General features: G+C 72.5%; 10 protein-coding genes. 5 read left to right on the forward strand and 5 right to left on the reverse strand.

Annotated elements, in window-relative coordinates:
- The first annotated feature begins 211 nt into the window (after nt 1-211).
- The 3 genes from aspT (ACFWJO_RS09875) to ACFWJO_RS09885 are packed head-to-tail and all read left to right on the forward strand — an operon-like array spanning nt 212 to nt 5,315.
- Nucleotides 212-1,894: an aspartate-alanine antiporter gene (gene aspT, locus ACFWJO_RS09875; RefSeq protein ID WP_386864221.1), complete on the forward strand. Its 1,683-nt coding sequence runs from the start codon at nt 212-214 to the stop codon at nt 1,892-1,894.
- A gap of 46 nt (nt 1,895-1,940) precedes the next feature.
- Nucleotides 1,941-3,644, forward strand: a complete 1,704-nt coding sequence (gene aspT / locus ACFWJO_RS09880) for an aspartate-alanine antiporter (RefSeq protein WP_386864222.1) — start codon at nt 1,941-1,943, stop codon at nt 3,642-3,644.
- Nucleotides 3,645-3,662: 18 nt separating this feature from the next.
- On the forward strand, nt 3,663-5,315 hold the full coding sequence (locus ACFWJO_RS09885) for a bifunctional aspartate transaminase/aspartate 4-decarboxylase (RefSeq protein ID WP_386864223.1): 1,653 nt from the start codon (nt 3,663-3,665) through the stop codon (nt 5,313-5,315).
- 87 nt (nt 5,316-5,402) lie between these two features.
- Here the strand turns inward: ACFWJO_RS09885 and ACFWJO_RS09890 are convergent, their stop codons facing one another.
- From ACFWJO_RS09890 to ACFWJO_RS09900, 3 genes are all read right to left on the reverse strand, one after another.
- On the reverse strand, nt 5,403-6,896 hold the full coding sequence (locus tag ACFWJO_RS09890) for a cellulose binding domain-containing protein (protein ID WP_386864224.1): 1,494 nt from the start codon (nt 6,894-6,896) through the stop codon (nt 5,403-5,405).
- A gap of 146 nt (nt 6,897-7,042) precedes the next feature.
- On the reverse strand, nt 7,043-8,416 hold the full coding sequence (locus ACFWJO_RS09895) for a sensor histidine kinase (protein WP_386864225.1): 1,374 nt from the start codon (nt 8,414-8,416) through the stop codon (nt 7,043-7,045).
- Nucleotides 8,413-9,111, reverse strand: a complete 699-nt coding sequence (locus ACFWJO_RS09900) for a response regulator transcription factor (protein WP_386864226.1) — start codon at nt 9,109-9,111, stop codon at nt 8,413-8,415. The genes ACFWJO_RS09895 and ACFWJO_RS09900 overlap by 4 nt, the downstream gene beginning before the upstream one ends.
- A gap of 42 nt (nt 9,112-9,153) precedes the next feature.
- On the opposite strand from ACFWJO_RS09900, the gene ACFWJO_RS09905 reads away from it, so the two are divergent.
- Complete coding sequence (locus ACFWJO_RS09905; protein ID WP_386864227.1) at nt 9,154-9,738, forward strand: hypothetical protein; 585 nt, start codon at nt 9,154-9,156, stop codon at nt 9,736-9,738.
- A gap of 18 nt (nt 9,739-9,756) precedes the next feature.
- On the opposite strand, the gene ACFWJO_RS09910 is transcribed toward ACFWJO_RS09905, so the two are convergent.
- Nucleotides 9,757-10,623, reverse strand: a complete 867-nt coding sequence (locus tag ACFWJO_RS09910; RefSeq protein WP_386864228.1) for a spermidine synthase — start codon at nt 10,621-10,623, stop codon at nt 9,757-9,759.
- Nucleotides 10,624-10,656: 33 nt separating this feature from the next.
- Entirely contained in the window at nt 10,657-11,142 is a 486-nt protein-coding gene (locus tag ACFWJO_RS09915) for a hypothetical protein (RefSeq protein WP_386864229.1), read from the reverse strand.
- 225 nt (nt 11,143-11,367) lie between these two features.
- Between ACFWJO_RS09915 and ACFWJO_RS09920 the strand changes: the two genes are divergently transcribed.
- Nucleotides 11,368-12,660 carry a tetratricopeptide repeat protein gene (locus ACFWJO_RS09920; RefSeq protein WP_386864230.1) on the forward strand — a complete coding sequence of 431 codons (1,293 nt, stop codon included), beginning with the start codon at nt 11,368-11,370 and terminating at the stop codon, nt 12,658-12,660.
- Nucleotides 12,661-12,684: the final 24 nt, after the last annotated feature.

Consider the following 12,684-nt stretch of genomic DNA (forward strand, 5'->3'; position numbering starts at 1 on the left):
ACGACGCCCGGCCCTTCACATGGACCAAGACCGCCGACCAGATCCTCGACCGCATCTGCCGCTACTGCGACAGGATCTCCGAACCAGGTCACTAGCCGCTGTCCGTCACTCGTCCGGGCGAGGCGGAGGGCTTCGCCCGTACGCCACTGTTAGCGTCCCCTTATGTCCGATATCTTCACATTCCCTCACCCTCGGGCGCGGTGAGCCGCCCGTGGGAGTGATCAAGGACCATCCCGAACTCGCCGTCTTCGTCTGCCTCGGCGCCGGCTACCTCGTCGGCAAACTGCGCGTGGGCCCCATCACCCTCGGCGGCATCTGCGGCACCCTCATCGTCTCGCTGCTGCTCGGCGCCTGGACCAAGGTGCAGGTCGCCGACGACGTCAAGACGATCTTCTTCGCGATCTTCATCTTCGCCCTCGGCTACATGGCGGGACCGCAGTTCTTCGCCAACCTCAACCGCAAGAGCCTGCGCTTCTTCGCCCTCTGCGGCATCGAGGTCGTCTGCGTGGTCGGCATCGCGCTCGGCCTCGCCAAGGCCTTCGACCTCGACGTCGGCACCGCCTCCGGCATCCTCGCCGGCGCCGCCACCGAGTCCGCCGTGGTCGGCACCGCGACCGAGGCCATCGGCAAGCTGGACGGCCTGACGGCCGAGCAGATCACCACGTACCAGGGCCACGTGGCCACCGCGTACACCGTCTGCTACCTCTTCGGCCTGGTCACCATCGTGATCTACACCAGCCAGCTGATGCCGATGATGCTGCGGATCAACCTCCGCGACGCCTCGCGCGCACTGTGGGAGAGGATGCGCGGCGGCGGTGGCGGCCTGGAGCCCGACGAGCGCGAGGCGCTGCCCGGCATGGTCGGCCGCACCTTCCTCGTCACCCTCGCGGACGGCGCCACCGTCTCCCAGCTGGAGTCGCGGAACGGCAGCCGGGTCACCGTCGAGGCCGTCAAACGCGGCAGCACCGTGCTCACCCCTCCCCCGCCCGACTTCGAACTGACCCTCTCCGACCTGGTCCTGATGGTCGGCCGGCGGGCCAACATCATCGAGGCCGGCCGGCACATCGGCCCGGAGACCCCCGCGGTCCCCGGCCTCGACACCCCGCTCGCCACCACCCAGGTCTCGCTCACCGACAAGTCGGTCTCCGGCCGGACCCTGGACGGACTGACCAAGAGCCACCCGGAGTTCGCCGACAGCGGCGTCTACGTCACCGACGTCCAGCGCGGCGACCAGGTGCTCCCCGCGACGCCCGACACCGAGGTGCAGCGCGGCGACGTGCTCACCCTGGTCGGCGCCCGCTCCGCTCTCGGCAGCCTGGTCAGGAAGATCGGCTCGGTGGTGAAGAACGACTCCACCGACTTCGTCTACCTCGGCGCGGGCATCGCGGCCGGCTCGCTGATCGGCCAGATCGTGGTGCGGTTCGGCGACGTCCCGATGTCGCTCGGCACCGGCGGCGGCTGCCTGATCTCCGGACTGCTCTTCGGCTGGTTCCGCTCCCGCAGCCAGACCTTCGGCGCCTTCCCGCCCCAGGCCGCGACCACCCTGAAGGACATGGGCCTCGCGGTGTTCATCGCCTGCACCGGCCTGGTCTCCGGGCCGCAGGCGGGACCGCTCCTCAAGGAGTACGGAGCGCTGTTGCCCTTCGCGGGCGTCGCCATGGTCCTCGTACCGGCGACGCTCTCCCTCTTCGTCGGCCGCAGGCTGCTCGGGATCGAGAGCCCGCTGCTCATCGGCGCCATCGCCGGCCAGCAGTGCTCGACGCCGGCGATCACCTCGGTCACCCAGGTCGCCCAGAGCTCGGTCCCGATGCTCGGCTACACGATCACCTACGCCCTGTCCAACTTCCTGCTCCCGCTGACCGGCCCGCTGCTGGTCGGCATCCTCGGGGCGTGACGCGGGACATGAGAGGAGCGGAGACCTTGAGAGGACGCGTCACCCGATGATCGACTTCCTCGACCGGAACATCTTCCAGCCCCATCCCGAGCTGCTCGTCTTCCTCACCGTCGCCCTCGGCTTCCTCTTCGGCAAGCTCCGCTACAAGGCGATCGCGCTGGGCGCCGTGACCGGCTGCCTGGTGGCCGGGCTGCTGCTCGGCGCCCAGTTCAAGGTGACCATCGACGGGACCGTGAAGAACCTCTTCTTCACGATGTTCCTCTTCGCGCTGGGCTACAAGGTCGGCCCGCAGTTCTTCCGCGGCCTGAAGAAGGACGGCCTGCCGCAGGTCGTCAACGCGCTCGTGGTCTGCGTGACCGGTCTGCTGGTCTCCTGGGGCTTCGCCGTGATGCTCGGCTACGGCCCCGGCCTCTCGGCGGGCCTGCTCGGCGGCGCCCTCACCCAGTCCGCCGTCATCGGCGTCGCCCAGGACGCCATCGGCAACCTGCCGGGCCTGTCCGCCGCCCAGGTGAAGACCGAGGAGAACCTCGTCGCCGTCGGATACGCCGTGTGCTACCCGCTCGGCACCATCCTCTGCGCGCTGCTCCTCGCCAACGTGCTGCCCAAGCTCTACCGGCGGGACCTGGCCGCCGAGTCCGCCCGGCTCGCCGAGGAGCTCGACGCACCGGACGACGACCCCGACCTGTCCCGGGGCTACTACGAGGTCGTGCTCCGCGCGTACGAGATGGACCACTCGCCCCTGGTCGGCCGGACCGTCGACGACTTCGAGAAGCAGCAGCGGGAACTCGGGCACCGCATCTACATCACCCGGGTGCGGCGCGAGGGGAAGATCCTCGAACCCTCCCAGCAGACGGTGCTCCGCTCCGGCGACACCGTCGCCGTCAGCGCCCTGCGCGGCTCCCTCGTCGACTTCGACGCCCGCACCCACATCGGCCCGGAGACCGACGACGTGGAGCTGCTCGGCTACGAGACCGAGACGCTGCACGTGGTCGCCTCGGAGAAGGCGCAGCTCGGCAGGACGATCGCGGAGCTGCGGCGCGAGCCGTTCATGGCCGGCGTCTACGTCGACAAGATCTACCGCTCGGGCGCCGAGTTCCCGTACCGGCTCTCCACCACGCTCGAACGCGGCGACACCGTGGTCCTGACCGGCCCCAGGCGGCTCGTGGACCCGGCGGGAAGGGCGATCGGCAAGCCGGTGCCGACCTCCTTCGCCACCGACATGCTGTGGGTGGGGCTCGGCATCTTCCTCGGCGGCTGCGTCGGCATCCCGGCGCTCACCGTCTCCGGCGTGCCGATCTCGCTGTCCACCTCGGGCGGCGCGCTGATCATGGGGCTGGTCTTCGGCTGGATCCGCGGCAAGTACCCGACGTACGGCAACGTGCCGCCGGGTGCCCAGTGGTTCATGGACACGCTCGGGCTGTGCCTGTTCGTCGCCGTCGTCGGCATCAACGCGGGCCCGAGCTTCACCAGCGGCCTGTCCACGGCCGGCTGGGGCCTGCTCCTCTGGGGCGCGGTGGCGACCCTGGTCCCGCTGCTCGTGGGCTTCCTCGTCGGCCACCACATCCAGAAGATCCGCTTCCCGATCCTCATGGGCGTGCTGGCCGGCGGCCAGACCACGACCGCCGCGATCGGCGCCATCAACGAGCAGTCCCGGTCCCAGATCCCGACGCTCGGCTACACGATCCCCTACGCGGTGGGCAACGTGCTGCTGACCATCTGGGGCGCCGTGATCGTCATCCTCAACCACTGACGTACGTAAGGACGGACCATGCCCAAGACGACGTTCACCCGTGACCAGATCAAGTCCTTCGCGCAGCTCTCGCCCTTCGAGCTGAAGGACAAGTTCATCACGATCGCCCAGGCGGCACAGGCCGGCCGGCCCGGCCAGAAGGGCAGGACGCAGGCGCAGATGCTCAACGCGGGCCGCGGCAACCCGAACTGGACGGCGACCGGCCCGCGCGAGGCCTTCCACGCGCTCGGCTACTTCGCGCTGTCGGAGTCACGGCGGGTGTGGACCGCCGACGACCTGGGCGGCATGCCGGAGCTCATGGGGTCGGGCGCGCGCTTCGACGCCTTCGTACGGCAGCACCCGGACCTGCCGGGCATCGAGCTCCTGCGCAGGAGCGTCGCGTACGCGGTCGAGCGCTTCGGCTTCGACAAGGACGCGTTCGTGCACGAGCTCACCGACAGCTCGATCGGCGACAACTATCCGGTGCCGGACCGGATCCTCCCCCACACCGAGCAGGTGGTCCGCGGCTACGTCGAGGACGAGATGTTCGACGGCCGCCCGCCCGCCGGCAACGTCTCGTACTTCGCGACCGAGGGCGGCACCGCCGCCATGTGCTACGTCTTCGACTCCCTGATGAAGAACGGCGTCCTGAAGAAGGGCGACCGGATCGCCCTCATGGTGCCGGTGTTCACGCCGTACATCGAGATCCCGGAACTCGACGCGTACGAGTTCGACGTCGTCCACGTCGAGGCCTCGCTGTTCGCCGAGACGGGCGTGCGCGAGTGGCGCTACCCGACCGAGGAGGTCGCCAAGCTGGAGGACCCGTCGATCAGACTGCTCTGCCTGGTCAACCCCTCCAACCCGCCGTCCCTGGCGCTGAGCGAGCGGGTCGCGCACCAGATCGGGGAGATCGTCGCGACGAAGAACCCGAACCTGGTGATCGTCACGGACGACGTCTACGGCACCTTCGTGCCGGGCTTCCGCTCGATCGCGGCCGACCTGCCGCACAACACCCTGCTCGTGTACTCGTTCTCCAAGCACTACGGGGCGACGGGCTGGCGGCTCGGCGTCATCGGACTCCACGACGACAACGTCATCGACAGGATGATCGCCGCCCTCCCCGCCGCGGAGAAGGACCGTCTGAACAGGCGCTACGGCTCCCTCTCCCTCGAACCGGAGAAGATCCGCTTCATCGACCGCCTGGTCGCCGACTCCCGCCAGGTCGCCCTCAACCACACCGCCGGGCTCTCGCTCCCCCAGCAGGTGATGATGACCCTCTTCTCCCTCTTCGACATGCTGCCGGAGGGCCAGGCCTACAAGGAGCGCATCCGCGGCATCGTCCAGCAGCGCCTCGACCTGCTCCTCGAAGGCGCCCAGATGAAGATCGCCGAGGACGCGAAGCGGGCGGGCTACTACATCGAGCTGGACCTCCTCGCGGAGGCCGAACGCGTCCACACCAAGGACTTCGCCGACTTCCTGGAGAAGAACTACGAGCCCGTCGACCCGCTGTTCCGCCTCGCCGAGCAGACCGGCGTCGTCCTCCTGAACGGCGGCGGCTTCGACGGCCCGGAGTGGTCGGTCCGGGTCTCGCTCGCCAACCTCGACGACCTCGACTACCTGAAGATCGGCCACCACCTGCGGGCCATCTTCGACGACTACGCCGAGGAGTGGCGGACGGCGAAGGCCGGCTGACGCGAACGAGGGGCGCGCCCCGGACGGTGGTGGGGTGGGACCGTCCGGGGCGCGCGGTGCGGGGGGACCGGGAGGGTCCGGGCGGCGCTACTTGTAGGCGGCGAAGGCCTTGGTGAAGGCGAGCGGCTGCTGGAGGATCGAGGAGCAGGTGGCGTCCGCGTAGGTCACCGCGCCGGCCGCGCACTGCTTGTCCCGGGTCGAGGACCACATCGACAGCCAGCCGATGCCCTTGGACCGGGCGAAGTCGACGAGCTGGGTGGCGTCGTCGACCCTGAACACCTCGGAGGCGACGTCGTTGACGCCGATCATCGGGGTGACCGCGACGGTCTTCCACGCGGCCGCGTCGGACAGGCCGAGGACACCCTTGATCTGCGCCTGGGTGGCCGTCGCGGCGGAGATCGCGTACTGGCCCATGTCGCCGCTGTAGGCCGGCCCGTAGTCCATGGCCATGATGTTCACGGCGTCGACGCGGACGCCGTTCCGCTTCGCGTCGGCGAGCAGGTCCACGCCCGGCTGGGTCAGGCCCTCGGGCATCACCGGCAGGGTGAAGGACACGTTCAGACCGGGGTGCGCCTTCTGGAGCTGGGCGATGGCCTGGGCGCGGCGCGTGTTGGCGGCGGTGTCCGGCAGGGCGGCGCCCTCGATGTCGAAGTCGACCTTGGTGAGCCGGTACTGGTCGACGACCTTGCCGTACGCGGCGGCGAGGGATGTGGCCGAGGAGCAGTTCAGGGCGAGTTCGTGGCCGGCCGCGCCGCCGAAGGAGACCCGCACGTCACCGCCCTTGGCACGGAGCGCGCCGATCTGCGCGGCCACCTTGTCCGAGGCCAGGTCGGTGACGCCGCCCCACAGCGGGGCGCAGCCGCCGCCGGAGGTGATGAAGGCGAGGTTGAACTCCTTCACCCCGGTCGCGTCGGCGGTGGCGAGGAGGTCGTAGGCCGGGTAGAGCGAGGTGTCGACGTACGGGGCGTACTTCGCGGCGGTGCCGGGGGGCGCCGTGGTCGCCGTGGCGGTCGGGGTCGGCGTGGGGGTCGTGGTCTTCGTCGGGGCGGGCGTGGCCGTCCGGGTGGGGGCCGGCGTGGCCGTGGGGCTCGCCGTGGCCGTCGGCCGGGTCGTGGGGCGGCCGCTCGGGGTGGGAGTGGCGCCGCCCGCCGAGCAGGCGGCCTTGTTGATCAGGCAGTTGGCCGGGTCGCCGGCCTGACCGGAGGCCGTGGTGACGAAGCCGACGGTGACGGACTGACCGGGGGCGAGCACCTTGTTCCAGCTCGCGGGCCGCACGGTGACGTGACGGCCGGAGACGGTGTGCTCGCCGTTCCACAGGGAGCCGATGCTGGTGCCCTCGGGCAGGTCGAACTCCAGCGTCCAGCCCCCCGACTGGACGCTGGACGTCTCGTTGGTGATCACGTACTGGCCGGTGTACCCGCCGGTCCAGGAGCTGGTCCTGGTGTACGCGGCGCCGACGGACGCGGCCTGCGCGGTGCCGGAGAGCGCGAACGCCGCGCCGCCGATCACCGCGGCGGCCACGACCACGCCGACGGCCTTCGTCCTGCCGCTCGCCTTGCGCCGGTGCGAACTGGTGCCCATCGCGTGCCTGCCTCTGTGTGCCGGGGGTGGGGGGAGGTGGGGTGCGGCAGCACGCTAGCGACAGGGAAACGGACAAACGGCAAGGAGCGGACGGCGGTTGGGATTCTTAGGCTCCGCTTAAGGAAGGCATCGGGACGCCGAAAGGTTCACCGGCCGCGGCGCCGGCCCCGGCGGCCCGACGGGCCGGCGGCGGCCCGGTCGCCCAGGCCGATCCAGATGCGGACCTCGGTGCCGCCGAGCACCGAGTGCCCGATGCGGACGTCACCGCCGGTCGACTCCGCCATCCGCCGCACGATGTCCAGACCGAGCCCGGTGGAGCCGTCCCGGCCGCTGCCCGCGCCGCGGGCGAGCGCCGCCGCGGGATCGGGGATGCCGGGGCCCGCGTCCGAGACCAGGATGATCACGGCGTCCTCGCCGTTGTGGAGGTCGACGGAGAAGGCGGTGCCCTCCCTGGTGTGCCGGAAGACGTTGCCGAGCAGCGCGTCGAGCGCCGCGACCAGCTCCGCCCGCGCGACCGGGATCCGCACCGGCCGCTCGACGCCCGCGACCCGCACCTTGCGGTCCTCGTCCTCCGCGAGGGCCGACCAGAAGTCCATCCGCTCGCGCACCACCTCGGCGGCGTCGCAGCCCGCGACCGGCGCCGTCGCCTGGGTCTGCGGCTTCGCCTCCCGTGCCGTACGGATGATGGTGTCGACCTCGCGCTCCAGCTGCTCCACCGCCGCCCGCGTCTGGTCGGCGGCCGGACCGGAGCCCAGCGAGGCCGCGTTGAGCCGCAGCACCGTCAGCGGGGTGCGCAGCCGGTGCGAGAGGTCGGCGGCCAGTTCCCGCTCGTTGGCGAGCAGCTGGACGACCTGGTCGGCCATCGAGTTGAAGGCGACGGCGGCCGACTTGAGCTCCGGCGGCCCCTCCTCGCGGACCCGGGCGCCCAGTCTGCCCTCGCCGAGCTCGTGCGCGGCCCGGGCGAGCCGCTGCGCGGGCTGCACCATGCGCAGTCCGAGCCGGTCGGCGACGGCGACGGAGCCGACGATCAGGGCGACGCCGACCGCGGCGAGCACCAGCCAGGCGGTGGCGACGCCGTTGGTGACCTCGCCCTCGGGGACGAAGAGTTCGACGACCGCGACCTGCGCGGAGCTGACCGCGGTGGGCTGGAGCAGCACGGAACCGCCGGACACCTCGGCGATCGTGGCGCGGCCGAGCGAGCGGGTGGTCGCCAGGTCCTCGCCGGAGGCCCGGCGGGCGCCGATCACCTCGCCCTCGCCGCCCGGTTCGCCGGGCGCGGCCGGCAGATGGATGGCGAGCCGTCCCTCGGCTCCGTCGTCGGTGGTGGCGACGGCCCGCTCCAGCTGCTCCCGGTCGGTGGTGATGGCGAGCACCGGCGCGAGTCCGGCGGCCCGCCGCTCCGCGTTGGAGAACGCCCGGTCGCGGGCCATCTCCTTGACGACCAGGCCGAGCGGCACGGCGAAGGCGACCACGACCATGACGGTGACGGCGAGCGACACCTTGACCAGGGCCCATCTCACGGCTGGGACTCCCTCGGCGGCTCCAGCTTCACGCCCACCCCGCGCAGGGTGTGCAGATAGCGCGGCCGGGCGGCCGTTTCGCCCAGTTTCCGTCGCAGCCATGACAGATGTACGTCGATGGTCTGGTCGTCCCCGTACGACTGCTGCCACACCTCGGCGAGCAGCTCCTTGCGCGGGACGACGACGCCGGGCCGGCCGGCGAGGAAGGCCAGCAGGTCGAACTCCCGCCGGGTCAGGTCCAGGGCGGTCCCGTCGAGCGCGGCCTGCCGGCGCAGCGGGTCGATGGCGAGGCCGCCGACCCGGATCTCCCGCGAGGGCGGCGCCTCGCCCGAGGAGCGCGCCCGGCGCAGCACCGCCGCCATCCGCGCGGACAGGTGCTCCACCGAGAACGGCTTGGTCAGGTAGTCGTCGGCCCCGTCGTTGAGGAGCCGGACGATCTCGGCCTCGTCGTCCCGCGCGGTCGCGATGATCACCGGCACGTCGGTGATCCCGCGCAGCATCTTCAGCGCCTCGGCCCCGTCCAGGTCGGGCAGCCCGAGATCGAGGATGACCACGTCGAACCGGAAATGGGCGACCTCCCGCAACGCCTCCAGGGCCGTCCCGACGCTGCGCACGGTGTGGGAGGCCTCGGTGAGATGCCGGATGAGGGCGGAGCGGACGAACTGGTCGTCCTCGACCACGAGCACACTTGCCATGGCCCGCACCGTACGCCATCCGGGGGATGGCACTATGAGCCGGTGCGAAGAGGACTGGTTCACGCCCTGGCGTGGTCGCTCGCCACCGGGGCGGCGGTCACCCTCTCCTGGTGGGGGGTGCACACGGTGCTGGCCGGCACGGTCTACGACCCGCCGCGCGCGCTGCCGATCCCGTCCGGCACGGGCGCGATCGGCGAGGCCGCCGCCGGTACGGACCCGCTGGCCTCGTCGACCCCGCGCCCCGGCTCCCCCACCGCGACCCCCACGGCCACGCCGAGCACCGCCCGCCCCTCCAGGACGGCGGCCACGGCCCCGGCCGACCGGCCCACGCCTCCGAGGACGACCACGCCCAGCAGCTCCGGGGACGGCTCCGGCAGCGCGGGCGGCGGCTCGGGCAGCGGCTCCGGCAGCGTGAAGAGCTACGGGACGGACGGCGGCCGCGTCGTCTTCGACCTCGGCCCGTCCTCGGCCGAACTGGTCTCCGCGACCCCGGGCTCCGGCTGGCAGATGCAGGTGTGGAAGCAGCCCACCTGGATCCGCGTCACCTTCACCAAGGACGGCCGGGAGATCTCCGTCTTCTGCGTCTGGCACGACACCGCGCCGCGCGTGGAGATCGAGGAGCGCTGACCGTACGGCCGGCGGGCGTCAGCGAAAGACGGCCGCGGGCGGTACGGGCGAGGGCTTGGCGCTCGCGTCGGTGACCGGCGCCGCGCCGCCCGTGAAGTCGGCGAGCGCCCGTCCGTGCTCGACCCGCCCCGGGTGCGGGTCGGTCGCCACCCGCCGGGTCAGCTCGGCCACCGGCAGCTCCCGGTCCGAGGCGAGCAGCACGGCGTTGCCGAAGCGGCGGCCGCGCAGCACGGTCGGGTCGGCGGCGAGCGCCAGCTCGGGGAAGACGGTGGCGGCGGTGGCGATCTGGCCGCGCAGATGGGCGAGCGGCGGGCCGTCGGCGAGGTTGGCCGCGTAGAAGCCGCCGGGCCGCAGCACCCGCCGTACCTCGGCCAGGAACTCCGTACTGGTCAGGTGCGCGGGCGTACGGGCCCCGCTGAACACGTCGGCGATGATCAGGTCCGCCCAGCCGTCCGCGACCTTGCCGAGTCCGGCGCGGGCGTCGGTGGACCGGACGCGTATCCGGGCGCCGGAGTCGAGCGGCAGTTCACGGCGCACCAGCCGCACCAGCGGCTCGTCGAGCTCCACGATCTGCTGGGTGGAGCGAGGACGGGTGGCGGCGACGTAGCGGGCGAGGGTGAAGGCACCGCCGCCGAGGTGCACGGCCTGGATCGGCCGGTTGGCCGGCGCGACGAGATCGGCGATGTGGCCGAGGCGCCGCTGGTACTCGAAGGAGAGGTACGCGGGATCGTCGAGGTCGACGTGCGACTGCGGGGCGCCGTCGATGAGCAGCGTCCAGCCGCGCGCCCGCTCGCGGTCGGGTATGAGTTCGGCGAGTCCGCCGTCCACGGTCTCGACGACCGCGACGGCCCCCGCCGCCCGCTCCCGCTGTCTGTTCCTGGCCACGGCCCCATTATCCGTGCCGGTGGAGAAGCGGGCTCAGCGGCAGCCGTCGGCCGCCTCGATCAGCCGGGCCGCCTGGCCCAGGGCCTCGCGCAGCATCGCCGGGTCGGTGACCTCGCCGCTGTCGCCGGGCGGCAGCAGCCAGTCGGCCGGGCGCGGGGTGGCGCCGTCGGGGCCGGGGAGCTCGGGCAGCTCCGGCAGCCGCAGCCCGCGGCCGTCGGTCCTGGTACACGCGCTGCCCGGCATGTCCCAGGCCGCGGCCGTGCCGGGCGGCACCAGGAAGCCGAGCGTGTCGCAGGCGCCGTCGTGCAGCACGGGACCGACGGCCGGGGCGCCGCCGCGGCGTAGGATGTCCACGGCCTCCAGGCCCTGCCGGGCCGGCACCGTCACCAGGTCGCAGGGCGCGACGGGCGGCGTGACCGGCGCGGGGGACGCGCTCGCATCCAGGGTGGGTGTGTGCCGCTCGGTCGACGCCTGCGACGCGACCGGCCCGATGGCTCCGGTTTCCACCATTTCCACCATGGGACCCTCCTCACTCCGAAGAGGAGACACGTTCCGTCTCTCCGCATGGTTCAACGCCGGTGGGCGTCAACGGCTACGGCGGCACGCCGCCGCAAAGGATGGCAGTTCATGGCAGATCGTGTGCGAGATATCCGATTTGTTGCCAAACCCTGCGTACGCGGCCGGTCACAGCAGGTACGTTCTTGCCCCGCCGGAACACCGGCAGCACCAGGAGAGGGCTCGGCCATGGCGTTGTCACGGGCAGTTCCCAATCTCGCCTTCCGCAGGCTCCGCGGACAGCGTTCGCCGGCGGAGTTCGCCGCGAGCGTCCGCCGGGCGGCTCGGGAGATCGGCGAGCAGGTCGCATGCGACGCCCGCTACATCGGTCGCGTCGAGGCGGGCGAGATCCGCTGCCCGAACTACGCGTACGAGCGGGTCTTCCTGCACATGTTCCCCGGACTGAGCCTTGCGGACCTGGGGTTCTCGGCGCGGGAGGCCGTTCGCGGCCGGCGGCCGGCCGCCACGGCGGCCGGGACACCGCCGTCCCTCGCCATCACCACCCGGAACGATGAGGAGAGCGACGTGCTGCGTCGCGCATTCATGACCGGCGGCACCGCCACCCTGGCGACCGCCTCGCTGGGACTCGGCGGCCCCGCCGCCGCCACGATCCCCGCCCCCCGCGCCGTCCACCGCGTCGGCGACGCCGAGGTCCGCGCGGTCGAGGACGCGGTCCGCCAGATCCGGCTGCTCGACGACCGCCACGGCGCCGAGGGCCTGTACCGGCGGGCCACCCAGCCGCTGCGCACCGCCTACGCGCTGCTCGACGCGGGCGTCACCACCCGCCGCTCCACGGCCGACCGGCTGCACAACGGCGCCGGTGAACTGGCCATCTCCGTCGGCTGGCTGGCCCACGACTCCGGCCGCCTCGACGACGCCCGCTCCCACTACGCCGAGGCCCTCGCCACCGCCCGCGTGGCCGGCGACCAGGCCCTGGAGGCGCACGCCTTCTGCAACACCTCGTTCCTGGCCCGGGACTCGGGCCGGCACCGGGAGGCGGTACGGGCGGCCCAGGCCGGCCTGCGGGCCGCGGCGCCGCTCGGCTCCGACCGGCTGCTCGCGCTGCTGAACCTGCGGGAGGCCGGGGCCTGGGCCGGGCTCGGCGACCGATCCGCCTGCTCGGAGGCCCTGAGCCGGGCCCACGCGCACTTCGGGCGCGGCCCGGGCGACCGCGACCCGGAGTGGATGTCCTTCTTCGGCGAGCCGGAGCTGGAGGCACAGGAGGCCCTGTGCTGGTCGATGCTCGGCGACTGGTCCCGAGCGGCCCGCCACGCCCAGCGCGCCACGGTCCTGCAGGACCCGCACTTCGCCCGCAACCTCGCGCTCTACCGGGCCCAGCTCGCCGGGAACCTGGCCCGCGCGGGCCGCCCCGACGAGGCGGCGGTGGAGGTCCGGCGCGTGGAGGGCTCCCTGGAGGGCGTCGAGTCCGCCCGCATCCGCGCCCTGCTCGCCGAGACGCGCCGGGTCATCGCCGCGCGCTGACCGGAGGCCACCGTAGGCCCGGGC

Source organism: Streptomyces sp. NPDC127092, from assembly GCF_042722475.1.
Taxonomy (GTDB): domain Bacteria; phylum Actinomycetota; class Actinomycetes; order Streptomycetales; family Streptomycetaceae; genus Streptomyces.